The 19,231-nt window shown below is 55.4% G+C and carries 18 protein-coding genes; 14 read left to right on the forward strand and 4 right to left on the reverse strand.

Annotation, left to right across the window (positions count from 1 at the left end; translation table 11 throughout):
- Positions 1-211 precede the first annotated feature (211 nt).
- From FHW04_RS14090 to FHW04_RS14125, 8 genes are all read left to right on the forward strand, one after another.
- Positions 212-790 (forward strand): lipoprotein, encoded by a 579-nt coding sequence (locus tag FHW04_RS14090; protein WP_031374677.1) that lies wholly within the window; start codon positions 212-214, stop codon positions 788-790.
- A gap of 57 nt (positions 791-847) precedes the next feature.
- Positions 848-2,338 carry a muropeptide MFS transporter AmpG gene (gene ampG / locus FHW04_RS14095; protein ID WP_069727941.1) on the forward strand — a complete coding sequence of 497 codons (1,491 nt, stop codon included), beginning with the start codon at positions 848-850 and terminating at the stop codon, positions 2,336-2,338.
- A gap of 443 nt (positions 2,339-2,781) precedes the next feature.
- Entirely contained in the window at positions 2,782-3,708 is a 927-nt protein-coding gene (gene cyoA, locus FHW04_RS14100; protein WP_031374679.1) for a cytochrome o ubiquinol oxidase subunit II, read from the forward strand.
- Between the two features lie 4 nt (positions 3,709-3,712).
- Positions 3,713-5,695: a cytochrome o ubiquinol oxidase subunit I gene (gene cyoB, locus FHW04_RS14105; RefSeq protein ID WP_089562051.1), complete on the forward strand. Its 1,983-nt coding sequence runs from the start codon at positions 3,713-3,715 to the stop codon at positions 5,693-5,695.
- Positions 5,695-6,312, forward strand: a complete 618-nt coding sequence (locus FHW04_RS14110; RefSeq protein ID WP_013356987.1) for a cytochrome o ubiquinol oxidase subunit III — start codon at positions 5,695-5,697, stop codon at positions 6,310-6,312. The genes cyoB and FHW04_RS14110 overlap by 1 nt, the downstream gene beginning before the upstream one ends.
- Positions 6,312-6,641, forward strand: coding sequence for a cytochrome o ubiquinol oxidase subunit IV (locus tag FHW04_RS14115; protein WP_008924889.1), 330 nt, complete (start codon positions 6,312-6,314; stop codon positions 6,639-6,641). The genes FHW04_RS14110 and FHW04_RS14115 overlap by 1 nt, the downstream gene beginning before the upstream one ends.
- A gap of 13 nt (positions 6,642-6,654) precedes the next feature.
- Positions 6,655-7,542, forward strand: a complete 888-nt coding sequence (gene cyoE, locus FHW04_RS14120) for a heme o synthase (RefSeq protein ID WP_089562050.1) — start codon at positions 6,655-6,657, stop codon at positions 7,540-7,542.
- Between the two features lie 132 nt (positions 7,543-7,674).
- Positions 7,675-9,039, forward strand: coding sequence for an MFS transporter (locus FHW04_RS14125; protein WP_089562049.1), 1,365 nt, complete (start codon positions 7,675-7,677; stop codon positions 9,037-9,039).
- A 690-nt stretch (positions 9,040-9,729) separates the two neighbouring features.
- Here FHW04_RS14125 and FHW04_RS14130 read toward each other — a convergent pair.
- The gene (locus FHW04_RS14130) at positions 9,730-10,221 is read right to left on the reverse strand and encodes a YajQ family cyclic di-GMP-binding protein (protein WP_003852530.1); all 492 of its coding nucleotides are present in this window, start codon (positions 10,219-10,221) and stop codon (positions 9,730-9,732) included.
- A 135-nt stretch (positions 10,222-10,356) separates the two neighbouring features.
- Here FHW04_RS14130 and panE point away from each other — a divergent pair, with 135 nt between their 5' ends.
- Both panE and yajL read left to right on the forward strand, forming a co-directional pair.
- Positions 10,357-11,277, forward strand: coding sequence for a 2-dehydropantoate 2-reductase (panE, locus tag FHW04_RS14135; protein WP_069727939.1), 921 nt, complete (start codon positions 10,357-10,359; stop codon positions 11,275-11,277).
- Complete coding sequence (gene yajL, locus FHW04_RS14140; RefSeq protein ID WP_089562048.1) at positions 11,231-11,827, forward strand: protein deglycase YajL; 597 nt, start codon at positions 11,231-11,233, stop codon at positions 11,825-11,827. Before panE ends, yajL begins: the two co-directional genes overlap by 47 nt.
- Positions 11,828-11,893: 66 nt before the next feature.
- On the opposite strand, the gene thiI is transcribed toward yajL, so the two are convergent.
- Positions 11,894-13,342, reverse strand: a complete 1,449-nt coding sequence (gene thiI, locus FHW04_RS14145; RefSeq protein WP_089562047.1) for a tRNA uracil 4-sulfurtransferase ThiI — start codon at positions 13,340-13,342, stop codon at positions 11,894-11,896.
- Positions 13,343-13,574: 232 nt separating this feature from the next.
- Between thiI and xseB the strand changes: the two genes are divergently transcribed.
- The 4 genes from xseB to FHW04_RS14165 all read left to right on the forward strand — a co-directional run bounded on the left by xseB (position 13,575) and on the right by FHW04_RS14165 (position 17,666).
- A complete protein-coding gene (gene xseB / locus FHW04_RS14150; protein ID WP_031374685.1) occupies positions 13,575-13,817 on the forward strand; it encodes an exodeoxyribonuclease VII small subunit in 243 nt (80 codons plus the stop codon).
- Entirely contained in the window at positions 13,817-14,716 is a 900-nt protein-coding gene (gene ispA / locus FHW04_RS14155; protein WP_069727938.1) for a (2E,6E)-farnesyl diphosphate synthase, read from the forward strand. Before xseB ends, ispA begins: the two co-directional genes overlap by 1 nt.
- 19 nt (positions 14,717-14,735) lie before the next feature.
- The gene (gene dxs, locus FHW04_RS14160) at positions 14,736-16,601 is read left to right on the forward strand and encodes a 1-deoxy-D-xylulose-5-phosphate synthase (protein WP_046288486.1); all 1,866 of its coding nucleotides are present in this window, start codon (positions 14,736-14,738) and stop codon (positions 16,599-16,601) included.
- 90 nt (positions 16,602-16,691) lie between these two features.
- Positions 16,692-17,666 carry an aldo/keto reductase gene (locus FHW04_RS14165; RefSeq protein WP_089562046.1) on the forward strand — a complete coding sequence of 325 codons (975 nt, stop codon included), beginning with the start codon at positions 16,692-16,694 and terminating at the stop codon, positions 17,664-17,666.
- An 87-nt stretch (positions 17,667-17,753) separates the two neighbouring features.
- Here FHW04_RS14165 and pgpA read toward each other — a convergent pair whose 3' ends face one another.
- Complete coding sequence (pgpA, locus tag FHW04_RS14170; RefSeq protein WP_084227773.1) at positions 17,754-18,248, reverse strand: phosphatidylglycerophosphatase A; 495 nt, start codon at positions 18,246-18,248, stop codon at positions 17,754-17,756.
- On the reverse strand, positions 18,238-19,215 hold the full coding sequence (gene thiL, locus FHW04_RS14175; protein ID WP_031374689.1) for a thiamine-phosphate kinase: 978 nt from the start codon (positions 19,213-19,215) through the stop codon (positions 18,238-18,240). The genes pgpA and thiL overlap by 11 nt, the downstream gene beginning before the upstream one ends.
- Positions 19,216-19,231 lie beyond the last annotated feature (16 nt).

Here is a 19,231-nt window from a genome sequence, read left to right on the forward strand (position 1 = left end):
GCCGGACGGTAAATATTCGATTTGCGGCCCGCGCTTCGTCGGCGCGCATGATAACGCAGAGGAAAGCATCAGCAAACCCGGCGCTGAACGATCCAATCTAAAATCCGCCTGATACGCATTTTCCACTTTGACGGGGCTTTTTTCACTGCCGGGCAATGCTATGATGGCGGCAGTTTTTGCAAACCAACCCCCGACACCAACGAGAAAAAGTATGTTGAAAAAACTGTTATTCCCGCTGCTGGCTGCGTTCATTTTGGCCGGCTGTGCAACCAGCAATAATACCCTCACTATCCAGCCAAAAATTCAGTTGCCGCAGCAGGATCCCGGCCTGATGGGCGTTACCGTCAGCATTAACGGTGCCGATCAGCGTAGCGATCAGGCGCTGGCGAAAGTGAACCGTGATGGTCAGTTAGTGACCCTGACGCCATCGCGCGATCTGCGTTTCCTGCTGCAGGAAGTGCTGGAGAAGCAAATGACCGCACGCGGTTATATGGTGGGTCCGAATGGCGCAGTTGATTTGCAGATTGTGGTGAACAATCTGTATGCCGACGTGACGCAGGGCAATGTGCGCTACAGCATCACCACCAAAGCGGATATCTCGATCATCGCCACCGCCAAAAACGGCAACAAGCAGGTTAAAAACTACCGCCAGACCTACAGCGTAGAAGGTGCGTTCAGCGCCAGTAACCAGAAGATTACTAACGCAGTGAACTCCACCATGAGCGATGTCATCGCTGATATGGCGCAGGACACCAGCGTCAATGACTTCATCAAGCAAAACGCCCGTTAATTCCGCTTCACGCCTGCCCGGCTCTGTGCCGGGCACATCGCTACATTCAGGGTCAGCATGAACCACTATCTTCGTCTCTTCAGTCAAAAAAACGCCGCCGTATTACTGTTACTCGGTTTTGCTTCCGGGCTGCCGCTCGCGCTGACTGCCGGGACGCTGCAGGCGTGGATGACGGTAGAAAATGTTGACCTGAAAACCATCGGCTTTTTTTCGCTGGTGGGTCAGGCTTACGTGTTTAAGTTTCTCTGGTCGCCCATGATGGACCGCTATACTCCGCCGTTTCTCGGACGGCGTCGTGGCTGGTTACTGCTCAGTCAGCTGGCGCTGATTGGCGGCATTGTGGCGATGGGTTTTCTGCAACCCAGCCGGGATCTGACCCTGATGGCCGCACTGGCGGTCGTGATCGCCTTCTGCTCTGCTTCGCAGGATATCGTTTTTGACGCCTGGAAAACTGACATCCTGCCGCCGGAAGAGCGCGGTAGCGGTGCGGCAATCACCGTGCTGGGCTACCGGCTGGCGATGTTGATTTCGGGCGGACTCGCGCTGTGGCTGGCCGATCGCTATCTGGGCTGGCAGGCGACCTACTGGCTGATGGCGCTGATGCTGGTGCCCGGCATTATCGCCACCCTGCTGGCCAGCGAACCGGACACTCACATCACCACGCCACATACGCTGCGTCAGGCGGTGGTCGATCCGTTAAAAGATTTTTTCCAGCGCAACAATGCCTGGCTGCTGATCACCCTGATCATCCTTTATAAGCTGGGCGATGCGTTTGCCGCCTCGCTGACGACTACCTTCCTGATTCGTGGCGTGGGCTTCAATGCCGGTGACGTCGGACTGGTCAACAAAACGCTTGGCCTGCTGGCGACGATTATCGGTGCGTTATATGGCGGGGTGCTGATGCAGCGCCTGAGCCTGTTCCGGGCGTTGATGATTTTTGGCCTGCTGCAGGCGATATCGAATTTTGGCTACTGGCTGCTGGCGGTAACCGACAAGCAGTTGTGGAGCATGGCGAGCGCGGTATTTGTTGAAAATCTGTGCGGCGGCATGGGGACAGCGGCATTTGTGGCGCTGCTTATGACGCTGTGTAACAAATCCTTTTCCGCCACCCAGTTTGCGCTGCTGTCGGCGCTCTCCGCCGTTGGCCGGGTCTATGTCGGTCCGGCAGCTGGCTGGCTGGTTGAGCTGTGGGGATGGCCGACGTTCTATGCCTTTACCGTAGTCGCCGGTCTGCCGGGCTTGCTGCTGCTGGCGTTCTGCCGCCAGACGCTGGATCAGGTACAGCAAAGCGGCACTTTCCTGGTCCGCAGCTGCTACCCGCAGGGTTATCGCTGGACCAATCGTCTGTTTGCTGCCGGATGCAGCCTGCTGGCACTGTGGTTGCTGGCGCTGGCGATCGACGCGCTCGGCGTGCTGACGCTGACGCTGTGGCTGCCGCGGCTGTTTGAAATCGGGATGGCGCTGACCTTGCTGGCGGTGCTGTCTGGTGTGGTGCTGGACTACCGGGCGCTAAAAAACAGCGGCGCATCGCCTGCCACCAGTCATTAGCAGAATCAATGTTTCACCGCTGATTGCTTATTGTTTTACCGAAGCGCGGCGGGCAGCTGGTTTTATCATCGCGTGTTATTTTTAAAAAAAACATTCTTGCGAAAATAGGATCCTCTGAAATACTAAAAACCGGTGAGCAATTAGTTTGGTTAAATTTCATCGATCAAATGATGCGAATTTGTTAAATAATCTGGAGATAAAAGTAAGGGTTATTCCTTTCCCTGATTTTTTAGCGGTTACTTCCATTGGTTTTTGTTATATTGGCCCCAACTGCTTGTCTGCGTTAATAATTTGTCACCTGAAGCAACATCTGTGACACCCTTAGCAAAAGGTGTCAACACGCCTCTGACACATCCTTAAGCTGGTTTACACTGCATAAACCTTCCCGTAAAATGCGCGCACACTTAAACGACAATAGAGCCCTTTGTCATTGAGGTCGTTAAATGAGACTCAGTAAATACAATAAAAGTTTGGGGATTTTGTCATTAATTGCAGGCACTTTATTAATGAGTGGCTGCGATAGTGCATTGTTAAATCCCAAAGGACAGATTGCACTGGAGCAACGTTCGCTGATACTGACTGCCTTTGGCCTGATGTTGATCGTCGTGATTCCCGCAGTCTTGATGGCCGTGGTGTTTGCCTGGAAATATCGGGCGTCCAACACGAATGCGAAGTACAGCCCGAACTGGTCACACTCTAACAAAGTGGAAGCCGTGGTCTGGACCATTCCGATCCTGATCATTCTCTTCCTCAGCGTGCTGACCTGGAAATCAACCCACGCACTGGAGCCCAGCAAACCGCTGCAATCCGATGTGAAACCGGTTGAAATCGATGTGGTTGCACTGGACTGGAAATGGTTGTTCATTTACCCGGAACAGGGTATTGCGACCGTCAACCAGATTGCCTTCCCGGCAAATACGCCAGTGAACTTCAAAATCACGTCCAACTCCGTCATGAACTCTTTCTTCATCCCGACACTCGGCAGCCAGATTTATGCAATGGCTGGTATGCAGACCAAGCTGCATCTGATTGCGAATGAGCCAGGGACTTTCGACGGTATCTCTGCGAACTTCAGTGGTCGCGGTTTCTCTGGCATGAAGTTCAAAGCCATTGCAACCAAAGACGATGCGGAATTCCAGCAGTGGGTGGCTAAAGTTAAAGCAGCCCCTAACACGCTGAACACTATGGAAGATTTCGAGAAAGTGGCTGTGCCAAGCGAAAATCATCCGGTGGAATATTTCTCTTCAGCTGATCCGAAACTGTTCTTGCAAGTCATTAACAAGTTCAAGATGAGCCACGGGAAAATGGACATGCCTGAGCACGAAGGTATGGACATGAGTCACGCCGCTTCCGCGGGAGCCGAGGAATAATACGATGTTCGGAAAATTAACACTGGATGCAGTGCCGTATCATGAGCCGATTATCATGGTTACGGTCGCCGGTATCATCTTAGGTGGTCTGGCGGTCATTGCTGCCATCACCTATTTTGGTAAATGGCAATATCTGTGGTCAGAATGGCTAACGTCTGTTGACCACAAAAAACTGGGTATCATGTATATCATCATGGCCTTTGTCATGCTGCTGCGTGGCTTTGCTGATGCGATCATGATGCGTACCCAACAGGTACTGGCTTCGGCCGGGGAAGCGGGCATATTACCACCGCACCACTACGACCAGATCTTTACCGCGCATGGCGTGATTATGATCTTCTTCGTGGCGATGCCGTTCGTGGTTGGCCTGATGAACATCGCCGTACCGCTGCAGATTGGCGCACGCGACGTGGCGTTCCCGTTCCTGAACAACCTGAGCTTCTGGTTTACTGCGGTCGGTGTGATCCTGGTTAACCTGTCGCTGGGTGTGGGCGAGTTCGCACAGACCGGCTGGCTGGCATATCCGCCGCTCTCCGGCGCGGAGTACAGTCCCGGCGTCGGGGTCGATTACTGGATCTGGAGTCTCCAGCTTTCCGGTATTGGTACGACCTTAACCGGTATTAACTTCTTCGTGACCATTCTGAAGATGCGCGCACCGGGCATGAGCCTGTTCAAAATGCCGGTATTTACCTGGACCGCGCTCTGCACCAACGTCCTGATCATCGCTGCGTTCCCGGTTCTTACCGTTACGCTGGCACTGTTGACCCTTGATCGTTATCTCGGCTTCCATTTCTTCACCAATGAAATGGGCGGGAACATGATGATGTACGTCAACCTGATCTGGGTCTGGGGTCATCCGGAAGTTTACATTCTGGTTCTGCCGGTGTTTGGTGTGTTCGCAGAAATTACGGCGACCTTCTCCAAAAAACGTCTGTTTGGTTACACCTCGCTGGTGTGGGCGACCATCGCCATTACCGTACTGTCGTTCATCGTCTGGCTGCACCACTTCTTCACCATGGGTGCGGGAGCCAACGTTAACGCCTTCTTCGGTATCATGACGATGATCATCGCGATTCCGACCGGGGTTAAAATCTTTAACTGGCTGTTCACCATGTATCAGGGCCGCATTCAGATGCACTCTGCCATGCTGTGGACCGTTGGCTTCCTGGTAACCTTCTCCGTAGGGGGTATGACCGGCGTACTGCTGGCCGTTCCGGGCGCTGACTTCATTCTGCACAACAGCCTGTTCCTGATTGCACACTTCCATAACGTGATTATCGGTGGTGTGGTGTTCGGTTGTATGGCGGGCGTGACCTACTGGTTCCCGAAAGCCTTTGGCTTCACCCTGAACGAAACCTGGGGTAAGCGCGCATTCTGGTTCTGGATCATTGGCTTCTTCGTTGCCTTTATGCCGCTGTACGCACTGGGCTTCATGGGTATGACCCGTCGTCTGAGCCAGGATATCGATCCACAGTTCCACTCCTTACTGGTGGTTGCTGCGGTCGGTGCGGGTCTGATTGCAATGGGTATCCTGTGTCAGCTGACCATGTTCTACGTTTCGGTACGTGACCGTGACCAGAACCGCGATGTGACCGGTGACCCGTGGGGCGGCCGTACGCTGGAGTGGGCAACCTCTTCACCACCACCGTTCTACAACTTTGCTGTCATCCCGCATGTCCATGAGCGTGACGCTTTCTGGGAAATGAAAGAGAAAGGCGAAGCGTACAAACAGCCGGAAAAATATGAAGAAATTCATATGCCGAAAAACAGCGGTGCTGCACTGATCATCTGTGCATTCGCCACGGTTATGGGCTTCGCGCTGATCTGGCATATCTGGTGGCTGGCTGGCCTCTCATTCCTCGGCATGATCGTTACCTGGATTGTGAAGAGCTTCGACGAAGACGTGGATTACTACGTACCGGTTGCCGAAGTTGAGAAGATTGAGAAGCAGCACTTTGACGAAATCAGCAAAGCAGGTCTGAAATAATGTCAACTGAAACTCTGATTAAGCATCACCACGACGCCCATGCGGAGCATGGGCATCACGATGCAGGAGCCAATAAAGTCTTTGGCTTCTGGATCTACCTGATGAGTGACTGCATTATCTTCGCAACCCTGTTTGCGACCTATGCAGTTATGGTCAACAACACTGCCGGTGGCCCGGCAGGTAAAGATATCTTTGAACTGCCGTTTGTTCTGGTAGAAACCGCCCTGCTGCTGTTGAGTTCGATCACTTACGGCATGGCTGTTATCTCGATGAACAAGGAGCAAAAAGGTGCCGTTATCGGCTGGCTGGCGCTGACCTTCCTGTTTGGTCTGGGCTTCATCGGCATGGAAATCTATGAATTCCATCACCTGATTGCTGAAGGCTTCGGTCCGGATCGCAGTGGCTTCCTGTCTGGCTTCTTTACGCTGGTCGGTACCCACGGTCTGCACGTGACCTCCGGTCTGATTTGGATGCTGGTACTGATGTTCCAGGTGTCTAAACGCGGCCTGAATGCCACTAACCGTACTCGTATCATGTGTCTGAGCCTGTTCTGGCACTTCCTGGACGTGGTCTGGATTTGCGTCTTCACCGTTGTTTACCTGATGGGAGCCATGTAATGAGTCATTCTGTTAACGAACATGGCGCTTCTCACGGTAGCGTGAAGTCTTACATGATCGGCTTCATCCTCTCTATCATCCTGACGGCAATCCCGTTCTGGATGGTAATGGATGGCAGTGCATCTCACGGTACCATTCTCGGTGTTGTGCTGGTCTGTGCAGTAATTCAGGTGCTGGTGCACCTGGTCTACTTCCTGCATTTAGACAGCAAGTCTGAGGGTGGCTGGAACATGGTGGCCATTGTCTTCTCGGCAATTATCATCCTGATTGTCGTAGTAGGCTCACTGTGGATCATGTGGAACCTCAACTACAACATGATGCCTCACTAAAGAGTCGCGCGTAATGTTTAAGCAATACCTGCAAGTTACAAAACCAGGAATTATTTTCGGGAATTTAATTTCTGTGATCGGCGGATTTCTGCTGGCCTCTAAAGGCAGCATTGATTACGCCCTGTTTCTCACCGCACTGGTTGGCGTGTCATTGGTAGTCGCATCAGGTTGTGTCTTCAACAACGTGATTGACCGCGACATCGACATCAAAATGGAGAGAACCAGGAATCGGGTGCTGGTAAAAGGCCTCATCTCCGCGAAAGTAAGCCTGGTTTATGCCACTGTATTGGGTATTGCTGGCTTTGCGTTGCTCTATTTCGGCGCTAACCCGCTGGCCATGTGGCTGGCGGTGATGGGCTTCGTGGTGTACGTCGGCATTTACAGCCTCTATATGAAGCGTAATTCAGTCTACGGAACGCTGATCGGTAGTCTGTCTGGCGCCGCGCCACCGGTGATCGGTTATTGTGCGGTCTCCAACGAGTTTGATGCAGGCGCGTTAATCCTGCTGGCGATCTTTAGCCTGTGGCAGATGCCGCATTCGTACGCGATTGCCATCTTCCGTTTTAAAGATTACCAGGCAGCGAACATCCCGGTTCTGCCGGTGGTGAAAGGCATCTCGGTAGCGAAGAATCATATTACGCTCTACATTCTGGCGTTTATGATTGCCACGCTGATGCTGACGCTGGGCGGATACGCCGGCTACAAATATCTGGTGGTGGCTGCTGCCGTCAGCGTCTGGTGGCTGGGCATGGCGTTATCGGGCTACAAGACCGCTAACGATCGGGTCTGGGCACGTAAGCTGTTCGTCTTCTCCATCGTCGCCATCACCGCTCTCAGCGTGATGATGTCGGTAGATTCGATGGCTCCGGCCTCGAAAGACCTGCTGACCTACGTCTGGTAACCGATACCGCAACAGCATGATAAGGGCGCGATTTTCGCGCCCTTTCTTTTTGTTACCACTGCTTAAAAACTATTATTTTACCCGCCCTGCCCCGCCCCCTAGAATAAACGCAGCACATTAACAGAGGTTGGAATGAACGATAATAAAATGACTCCGGTGGAGCTGCGCGCCACATGGGGCCTCGGTACGGTCTTTTCCCTGCGCATGTTGGGAATGTTCATGGTCCTGCCGGTATTGACCACGTATGGCATGGCGTTACAGGACGCGAGTGAAACCTTAATCGGCCTGGCCATTGGTATTTACGGCCTTGCTCAGGCCATATTTCAGATTCCTTTTGGTCTGCTTTCCGATCGTATTGGTCGTAAGCCGCTGATCGTCGGCGGACTGCTGCTGTTTGTGCTGGGCAGCGTGATCGCGGCCTGCACCGAATCGATCTGGGGAATTATTCTGGGCCGCGCCTTACAGGGGTCCGGTGCCATTGCCGCCGCCGTGATGGCGCTGCTGTCGGATCTGACGCGCGAACAGAACCGCACCAAAGCGATGGCCTTTATCGGCATCAGTTTCGGCATTACCTTTGCGATTGCAATGGTGGTCGGTCCCATCGTCACCCACGCGCTGGGTCTGCATGCGCTGTTCTGGATGATTGCGATCCTGGCGTCGCTCGGCATCGTGATTACCCTGCTGGTGGTGCCGTCCGCCTCACACCACGTGCTGAACCGCGAATCCGGGATGGTGAAAGGCAGCTTCCGTAAAGTGCTGGCCAACTCCCGACTGGTTAAGCTGAATATCGGTATTTTCTGCCTGCACGTCCTGTTGATGTCGAGCTTTGTCGCCCTGCCCGGCCAGTTTGAACAGGCGGGCTTCCCGGCACCTGAGCACTGGAAAGTCTATCTCGCCACGATGCTGATCGCGTTTGCTGGCGTGGTGCCGTTTATCATCTACGCCGAAGTGAAGCGTCGTATGAAGCGGGTATTTGTCGGCTGCGTCGGGATGATCGTGGTGGCAGAAATTGTGCTGTGGGGCGCGGCGGGCCACTTCTGGACGCTGGTCGTCGGCGTGCAGCTGTTCTTCTTCGCCTTCAATCTGATGGAAGCGATTCTGCCGTCGCTGGTGAGTAAAGAGTCCCCTGCCGGTTATAAAGGCACGGCGATGGGCCTCTACTCCACCAGCCAGTTCCTCGGCGTGGCGGTGGGCGGCAGCATGGGTGGCTGGGTCTTTGGTCACTTCGATGCGCAAACAGTATTCCTGGTCGGTGCTATAGTCGCCGCCGCCTGGCTGTTTGTCAGTATGACGATGCAGGAGCCGCCGTATGTTAGCAGCCTGCGGCTGGTGCTGAGCGATGCGGCACTGGCAGCGCCCAACCTGGAACAGCGTCTGAAAGCGCAGCCGGGCGTTAACTCTGTGTTTATCGTGCCGGAAGAGAAAAGCGCCTACATCAAAATTGACAGCAAAGTTACCAGCCGCCCTGAGCTGGAAGCTCTGTTAGGCAGTTGCTAGTTTAAAATGGGTTCTGCCGGTTAAATCTGACCGATTAGCCCGTTTCGCTTCAGGATCGAACTGACTCAGGGAACACGGTCAGATCGGAAAGTCGCAAAAGCCGCCATCTATGGCACGCTCGTCCCGCGCCGTCCCTGGCGCGGGACGCTTTCCTCTTCTGCCCGTGTTCTCTGCGCCCCTTTAGCTTTTACGTTGCTGCTGAATCCCCCGAATTTGATTTGGTGCTTAATCTTAAACCCGGCACAAGCCTTCTTACAGACGACTCATAAATCCAGGGCGATGGATGCCTGTGCCTGTAGCAAAGCATCGCGGGCCAGGGACAAAAACGCCGGGAGCGTTTTTGAACAACGCAACGCGTTGGCCCGGCTACGGGCGCACCTCAGGGATAAGGTGCGTAATCGCGCGCGCTGAGCCGTCATGGATGGCGCTATTGCGTCTTTGCGAAAGGCACAGGTTCCCTGAGCAAGCGCGATCGCACAGACGCCCTACAGCTCCCAACCCGCTCCAGACGTTTGACTTGTTCAAAGAGATGCAAGCCAGCGTGCGATCCCACCGATGTCTCTGACTCCGCTATTCAGACGGCTAACAAATTCAGATCGATGCAGGGCTGCTCCTGCCAGATAACAAAAAACCCGGCCTTAGCCGGTTTTTTTCACTACCTTCAGGCTGAGGAAACGCAGCCTGTCCCGCTTAGTCGCGGAAGTTTTTAAACTGGAACGGCTGTCCAAGGTTGCTGCCGCGCACAATCGCCATAGCACCCTGCAAGTCATCACGCGCTTTGCCGGTAACGCGTAACGCTTCACCCTGAATCTGGGTCTGTACTTTCAGCTTGCTGTCTTTGATCAGCTTCACCAGCTTTTTCGCCACGTCGCTTTCAATGCCTTTTTTCAGTTTGGCATCGACTGCCCAGCTTTTACCGCTGTGCTCAATCTCTTCCGGCACCTCTAAGGCACCGCCTTCAATTCCGCGCTTCAGCAGTTTCTCACGCAAAATATCGACCAGCTGTTTGACCTGAAAATCGGACTCGCTGGTGATTTTGATGGTTTCATTCTTTTCGTTGAGCTCAAATTCGGCGCTCACGTTGCGGAAATCAAAGCGGGTAGACACTTCACGGTTGGCATTTTCCACCGCATTGCGAATTTCCTGCAGATCGACTTCTGAAACGATATCGAAAGATGGCATCTCTTCTTCTCCTGACGCTAAAGTGACATGCATAATACGCGTCTTACGGTGCTAAATAAAATCAGGCTGCACACAACGCTATACTTGTTCTGTGACAGTGAAGAATAAATAGATAGCCCGCCAGCGGGAGGCAGTATGAAAATTACCGTGTTAGGTTGCGGTGCTCTGGGTCAGGTGTGGCTCACAGCGCTGGCTCGCCAGGGACACGAGGTTCAGGGGTGGTTGCGGGTACCACAGCCCTATTGCTCAGCCAATGTCGTCGATCCGCAAGGCAACATTTCAAACCGCACCTTTATAGCTAACGATCCGCTGTTTCTGGCTGAGAGCCAGTTACTGCTGGTGACACTGAAAGCGCCGCAGGTCTCGCCGGCGGTTAAAAACCTGGAAAGCGTGCTGGCGGAAAACTGCCCGGTGCTGCTGCTGCATAACGGTATGGGTACGCTGGAGGAGCTAAAAGGGCTGACCCAGCCGCTGCTGCGCGGTGTTACTACCCATGCGGCAATGCGCGACGGAACGGTAATAAAACACATCGCCAGCGGTATCACCCACATCGGGCCGGGCAACCGTAAAAGCGCCGCTTACAGCGATATCGCCGACATCCTGCATCATGCCCTGCCCGACGTCGCCTGGCACGACAATATCCGCGCCGCCTGCTGGCGTAAGCTGGCGGTTAACTGCGTCATCAACCCGATGACGGTGGAATATGATTGCCAGAACGGTGCCTTACGCGCCTATGCCGATCAGATCGCGCGGCTGTGCGATGAGATCAGTTGGGTGATGGAGCGTGAAGGTCAGAACGTCGCCAGCGAAAGCCTGCAGGATATTATTTTCGATGTAATTGAAAGCACCGCGGCCAATACCTCTTCGATGCTGCAGGACGTTCGCGCCCAGCGACTGACCGAAATTGATTATATCAGCGGCTTTCTGCTGCGCCGCGCCCGAACTCACGGCCTGGTGCTGACGGAAAACAGCCGGCTGTACGACATTGTTAAACGTAAGGAGTCCTATTATGTCCGCGAACGCATCGGTACTGGTTTGCCTGGCACATGGCAGTGAAGAGACCGAAGCCGTCACCATCATCGATCTGCTGGTGCGGGGTGGATTAAAGGTGGTTACCGCCAGCGTTGAGAGTGATGGCAGCCTTGAAATCCGCTGCTCGCGCGGCGTGCGTTTGCTGGCCGATGCCCCGCTGGTTGAAGTAGCCGACAACGATTATGCCGCGATTGTGTTGCCCGGCGGACTGAAAGGTGCCGAGACGTTTCGTGACAGTCCGCTGCTGGTTGAAACGGTGCGCCAGTATCACCTCAACGACAAAATCGTGGCGGCCATCTGTGCCGCGGCCGGTACGGTACTGGTGCCGCACGACCTGTTCCCGGTCGGCAACATGACGGGCTTTCCCGGATTGAAACAGACGATACCTGAAGAGAAATGGATGGAACGACGGGTGGTCTGGGATCCGCGGGTGAAACTGCTGACCAGTCAGGGTCCCGGTACGGCAATGGATTTTGCCCTGAAGCTGATCGATCTGCTGGTGGGAAAAGAGAAAGCGCGCGAGGTGGCCGCACAGCTGGTGCTGGCACCGGGCATTTACGATTATCAGGCCTGATAAGATTGAAGGCGGCCAGTCAGGACCGTGCTGGTCCCGACTGGCCGTGTTACCGGCGTAGATCGACTATGGACGGTAAACTTTGACGTTCTTATAGCCCTGCTCGTGCAGGTAAAGAGCCTGCAGACGACTCATCACGCCGCGATCGCAGTAAAGCAACCAGGTACGGTTCTGGTCGAGATCGCCAAACTGGCTGCTGAGTTTATAAAACGGCAGCGATTTCACTTCGGTGGCGTTGAGCTTTAATGGATTCTCTTCCTGCTCGTCGATCGCCCGGATATCCAGCACGATATCATTATCGCCCAGCGAGGCCACGGTTTCGACTTCCACCACCTCTTCTTCGGTCTGTTCGGCGATGGTCCGGATATCGACGTTGGTCGCTTCTTCCACTACCCGATTGAGGATATCGAAGTCGAAATTCTGCTCTTCTGCCTCAATCTTCGCCTTAACCGCTTTCACCGTCGGGCTTTTTGAGATCACGCCGCAATATTCCGGCATAGTGCTGGCAAAATCTTCGGTGCCGATTTCACGCGCTATCTTGATGATGTGTTCTTTATCATGCGAGATCAGCGGACGCAGAATCAGGGTGTCCGAGGCGTTATCAATCAGGCGCAGGTTAGTCAGCGTCTGGCTGGAAACCTGGCCGACCGCTTCACCGGTCACCAGCGCCTGTACGCCGTAGCGCTCAGCAATCATCGACGCGGCACGCACCATCATGCGTTTCAGCACCACGCCCATCTGGCCGTCATCCACTTTTTCGAGGATTTCACCTACTACCGGCTCGAAGTTAATCGCCACGAAGCGAACGCGGTGCGAACGGCCGAAGCGATTCCACAGATAGTGCGCGACCTGACGGACGCCAATTTCATGCGCTGCGCCACCCAGATTAAAGAAGCAATAGTGCACACGACTACCGCGACGCAGCAGCATGTAGCTGGAGACGCCGGAGTCGAAGCCGCCGGAGATCAGCGACAGCACATCTTCCTGAGTACCGATCGGGAATCCGCCCAGCCCTTCGTAACGCGCTGTCACCAGCGTCAGACGGTTCTCTTCCACTTCAAGGTTCACCGTCACGTCCGGATTTTTAAGCTGTACCCGGGCGCTCTCGATGTGCTGGTTCAGCCCGCCGCCGACATAACGTTCCACGTCCTGCGAACTGAAGCTATGCTTACCACGACGTTTAACGCGGACGCAGAAGCTTTTTCCTTCCAGGCTGTCGCGATACTGGGCTAAGGTCTGTTCAAAGATGTGATGAATATCGGTGTACTCAAGATCTTCAACCGCCAGAACGTGATGGATCCCTGGAATGCGCGTCAGCTCATCAGGAATAATTTCCCCGAGCGCCGGATTTTTCGAACGCACTTCAATGTGATCCCAGTAACGCACTACCGCGATCTCATCACTGACCGTCTTCAGGACATTGCGGATATTGCTGGCAAGAATCTTAATAAAGCGCAAACGCACCGACGGACTCTTGATGGTGATTTCAGGAAATAACTTGATGATAAACTTCATGGCGACACAGCTTCGTTGGGCAAATAAGTGCTAAAACAGGCAGCACTTAGCTGGTAAAATCACAAAATTGCGGGCTGCATGGCGCAACCGCATCCGAGGCGCAGGAGTATATCACCTTTGTCAGGTGACTGCTTCTTCAACAGCCGCCGCATTGATTATTTTGCTAATCATTTGGTCTCAGCTACCATGACCGATTGCAGGATAATGTCCCAACCGTGAGTCGACCCGAAATATGCCGAAAAAAGCCGAACAGCCAGCCAGCTTTGAAACGTCATTGCAGCAGCTGGAACAGATAGTCAGCCGTCTGGAAAGTGGTGAACTGCCGTTGGAAGAGGCGTTGAATGAGTTTGAACGGGGCGTGCAGCTGGCGCGTACCGGTCAGCAAACGTTGCAACAGGCTGAACAGCGTGTGCGCATTTTGCTGAGCGATGATAAAGATGCCGACCTCACCTCTTTTACCCCGGAAAACGACTAATGGATTTTGCCCAGATGCTCAACGGGTATCACCAGCAGGTGAATGCCGCGTTGACGCGCTTTATAGAGCCACTCCCTTTTCAGAGTTCTCCTCTGGTTAATGCCATGCATTATGGGGCATTATTAGGCGGTAAACGTCTGCGCCCTTTTCTGGTTTATGCCACCGGCGAAATGCTCCATGCCGACCCGGCGAGTCTGGATGCGCCCGCTGCGGCGGTTGAATGCATCCACGCGTACTCCCTGATTCATGACGATCTCCCTGCAATGGACGACGACGCACTGCGTCGCGGGCAGCCGACCTGCCACATTAAATATGGCGAAGATACCGCGATACTGGCTGGCGATGCATTACAGACGCTGGCCTTCTCGATTCTGACGGATGAGCCGATGCCCGGCGTCAACGCGGAGTATCGGCTGATGATGCTGTCAGAACTGGCGCGGGCCAGCGGCGTGGCAGGCATGTGTGGCGGCCAGGCGCTGGATCTGGCGGCAGAAGGTCAGTCGGTCGATCTGGTGCAGCTGGAGCAGATTCATCGCCATAAAACCGGCGCACTGATTCGGGCTGCGGTGCGGCTGGGTGCGCTGGCGGCGGGCGAAGCAGGTCGTGCAGCATTACCGGCACTTGACCGCTATGCTGATGCTATCGGGCTCGCCTTTCAGGTGCAGGACGATATTCTGGATGTGGTGGGCGATACCGCGGTTATCGGAAAACGTCAGGGTGCCGACCAGCATCTCGGTAAAAGCACCTATCCTTCACTGTTAGGATTAGAACAGGCCCGTGCCAAAGCGCGGGATTTGTATCAGGAAGCCCTTGATGCATTAGAAATTCTCGCAGCGCAATCTTATAACACCACAGCATTGCAGGCGCTGGCGAGCTTCATAATTGAACGCGACAAATAACTTCCATAATGAGTCTCTGATGAGTTTTGATATTGCGAAATACCCGACACTGGCGCTGGCAAATACGGTTCAGGAGCTGCGCGCCCTGCCGAAAGAGAAGCTGCCGGCGCTCTGTGATGAACTGCGTCAGTACCTGTTAGACAGTGTGAGTCGCTCAAGTGGCCACTTTGCATCGGGTTTGGGCGTGGTCGAACTGACGGTTGCGCTTCATTATGTCTATAACACCCCGTTCGATCATCTGGTGTGGGATGTCGGCCATCAGGCTTATCCGCATAAAATTCTGACCGGTCGTCGCGATCGCATCGGCACCATTCGCCAGAAAAATGGCGTGCACCCGTTTCCGTGGCGCGGCGAAAGCGAATATGACGTACTGAGCGTTGGCCACTCATCGACCTCGATCAGCGCCGGTCTCGGCATGGCGGCGGCGGCAGAGCGTGAAGGCCTCGGTCGTCGCACCGCCTGTATTATCGGCGATGGCGCGATCACCGCCGGTATGGCGTTTGAAGCGATGAACCACGCGGGCGATATCAAACCTGACATGCTGGTGATCCTGAATGATAACGAGATGTCGATTTCAGAGAACGTCGGCGCGTTAAACAACCGGCTGGCGCAGATCCTGTCGGGCAAAACCTATGCGCGCCTGCGCGAAGGCGGTAAGCGGGTGCTGACTGGCCTGCCGCCGATTAAAGAGCTGGTGCGCCGCACCGAAGAGCATCTGAAAGGCATGGTGGTGCCGGGTACGCTGTTTGAGGAGCTGGGTTTCAACTATATTGGTCCGGTCGACGGCCATGACGTGCTGACGCTGGTCAATACCCTGAGCAACATGCGTAGCCTGAAAGGGCCGCAGTTCCTGCACATCATGACCAAAAAAGGCAAAGGCTACGCCCCGGCGGAAGAAGATCCGATCGCCTGGCATGCGGTGCCAAAATTCGATCCCGCCAGCGGTGAACTGCCTAAAAGCGCAGAAGGCCTGCCGAGCTACTCAAAAATCTTCGGCAACTGGCTGTGCGAGATGGCAGCCGACGATCCGAAACTGATGGCGATTACCCCAGCGATGCGGGAAGGCTCCGGCATGGTCGGCTTCTCTCGCGAATATCCCAACCAGTATTTTGATGTGGCGATCGCCGAGCAGCATGCGGTGACCTTCGCGGCCGGGATGGCAATTGGCGGCTACAAGCCGATCGTCGCCATCTACTCCACCTTCCTGCAGCGCGCCTACGATCAGCTGATCCATGACGTGGCTATCCAGAAACTGCCGGTCCTGTTTGCTATCGATCGCGGCGGCATTGTTGGCGCGGATGGCCAGACCCATCAGGGCGCGTTTGATCTGGCGTATCTGCGCTGCGTGCCGGATATGGTGATCATGACGCCAAGTGATGAGAACGAATGCCGGCAGATGCTCTACACCGGCTACCACTATCAGGATGGCCCGAGTGCTGTACGTTATCCGCGCGGCACCGGCATCGGCACGCCGCTGGCACCGCTGCAAAGTCTGCCGCTGGGTAAAGGCGTGGTGAAGCGCCAGGGCGAAAAACTGGCGATCCTTAACTTCGGTACTCTGTTACCCGAGGCCGCTGCGGCGGCGGAAGCGCTCAATGCCACGCTGGTGGATATGCGCTTCGTTAAGCCGCTGGATGAGGCGCTGATTGCTGAGCTTTCGACCCGTCACGAGGCGTTAATCACGCTGGAAGAAGGCGCGATCAAAGGCGGCGCGGGTAGCGGCGTCAACGAACTGGTGATGGCAAAACGTCTGCGCATTCCGGTGCTGAACATCGGTCTGCCCGACGAGTTTATCCCGCAGGGTACGCAGGACGAAATCCGTCATGACTATTTGCTGGACGCCGAAGGCATTCAGCAACAGATCGCCGCCTGGCTGGCACAGTAACCTCCCTTCCCTGCGCTTCCCTTTGGGGAGCGCAGCCCCTGCTATGCTTATTCACTGCTAAAAATCATGCGCTATGCCGCGGGAGTCATTATGAAAACCATTCAACTGGGTAATACCGATCTGCAGGTTTCACGTCTCTGTCTCGGCTGTATGACCTATGGTGAGCCGACGCGCGGGAATCACGCCTGGACGCTGCCGGAAGCCAGCAGTCGCCCGCTGATTCAGCAGGCGCTGAATGCCGGCATCAACTTTTTTGACACCGCCAACAGTTACTCCGATGGCAGCAGTGAAGAGATCCTCGGCCGGGCGCTGAAAGATTTTGCCCGCCGCGATGAGGTCGTGGTCGCCACCAAAGTCTACTTCCCGCTGACTAATCTGTCGCAGGGCCTGTCACGCCATAATATCCTGCAATCGATTGATGACAGCCTGCAACGCCTTGGCATGGAATATGTCGACCTGCTGCAGATCCACCGCTGGGATTACGACACGCCGCTGGAAGAGACGCTGGAAGCGCTGCACGATGTGGTGCAGGCCGGTAAAGCGCGCTATATCGGCGCCTCATCAATGCATGCCAGCCAGTTTGCCCAGGCACTAAGCCTGCAGAAGCAGCAGGGCTGGCATCGCTTCGTCAGCATGCAGGATCAGTACAACCTGATTCAGCGTGAAGAGGAGCGCGAAATGCACCCGCTCTGCCTGCAGGAACAGATCGCGGTGCTGCCGTGGAGCCCGCTGGCACGCGGCAAGCTGACCCGTCCGTGGGGCGAAACCACGGCGCGATCGACCTCGGATAAGGTGATGGCCTCGCTGTATGCCAATACCGAAGAGAACGATGCGGCGATTGCGCAGCGGCTGGCGCAGGTGGCTGAGGATAAAGGCGTCACCCGGGCGCAGGTCGCACTGGCGTGGCTGCTGAGTAAACCCGCCGTGACGGCCCCGATTATCGGTGCCTCGCGGGCTGAGCAGTTCGATGATTTGGTTAAGGCGGTGGATGTGACGCTGAGTGAGGCTGAGATTGCTACGCTGGAAGAGGTCTATCAACCGCATCAGGCGGTCGGATTCGAATAAACGCTGACGCCCGCACCTGACCGCAGAGTTCGCGGAGTTAAGGTGCGCGGCGATAACGGCATCCCATGCGGGATGCCGACCACCGTTTTAGCCGGCCAGCCAGATACCGATGCCGTACAGCATCGCGGCGGCAATCACGCCAGCAATAATATCGTCAACCATGATGCCCATGCCGCCATGCACGTTGCGATCGAACCAGCGTATCGGCCAGGGTTTCCACATATCCAGAATGCGGAACAGCACAAAGCCGCCCAGCACCCACTGCCAGCTGTTGATCGGGATCGCCATCAGGGTGATCCACATGCCGATAAACTCATCCCAGACAATGCTGCCGTGATCGTGAACGCCCATATCTTTGGCGGTGCGATGGCAGAGGTAGACGCCGACGCAGATCCCCACCAGCACCACCAGCGAATAGAGATCCTGCGGCAGATGCGTCATCAGCCACCAGAAGGGGATCGCCGCCAGCGAGCCCATGGTGCCCGGTACCACCGGGCTGAGTCCGCTGCCAAAACCGGTTGCCAGCAGATGCCACGGATTGCTCATCCGCAGGCGGCCTTTTGCCACGTCGTTATTTAGTATCAAAGTGATCAAACCCTTTATGGCGGAACGTCGCTGGCTTGCCGTTTTCCAGCAGCATCAGCCCTTCCGACTCCGGTGCCATCTGACCAATGCAGGTATAGGGCACGCCAAGGTGGCCGAGCGCCACATCCAGCGCGCCGCGGTTCACCTCGGGTACGGTGAAGCAGAGTTCATAATCTTCGCCACCGCTCAGCGCCCAGCGTAAAACCTGCTCGGGTTCGAAGTGATCGCGTAGCGCGGCGGAAAGCGGTAACGCGTCGAGATTAAGGCGCGCGCCACAGCCGCTGGCTTTCAGCACATGGCCGAGATCAGAGATCAAACCGTCCGAAAGATCGACCGCTGAGGTGGCCAGAGAACGCAGCGCCTGCCCCTGCAGAATGCGCGGCATCGGCCGCAGATGGCGTTTAATCAGCGCTTCATGAACCGCCGGATCGCTGATGCGGCAGTGATGTTGCAGCAGCGCCAGGCCGGCCGCACTGTCACCCAGCGTGCCGGTGACGTAGATCCAGTCACCCGGTTTTGCGCCCGAACGTTTCAGGGCGCGGCCCTGCGGCACCAGGCCGTGAATCGCCAGCGTCAGGCTCAGAGGGCCACGAGTGGTATCGCCGCCCACCAGCTGCATATCGTAATATTCCAGCAGCTCGAACAGGCTGGCGCTGAAGGCAGCGAGCCAGCTCTCATCGACCTGCGGCAGGGTCAAGGCCAGCGTCAGCCACGCCGGATCGGCGCCCATAGCGGCAAGGTCGCTGAGGTTAACCGCCAGCGCTTTGTAGCCTAAGTCGGCAGGATGAATATCCCGTAAGAAATGCACGCCCGCGACCAGGGTATCGGTACTGATCGCCAGCGTCTGTTTTTCCGGCACGCTAAGTAACGCACAATCGTCGCCGATACCGAGTTCGACATCACGACGGCTGCGCGTTCTGCGGTTGAAGTAGCGTGCGATGAGTTCGAATTCACCACAAGACATAATTACGTTCCGCTTA

Origin of the sequence: Pantoea sp. AN62, from assembly GCF_050432985.1 — a bacterium.
Taxonomy (GTDB): domain Bacteria; phylum Pseudomonadota; class Gammaproteobacteria; order Enterobacterales; family Enterobacteriaceae; genus Pantoea; species Pantoea brenneri.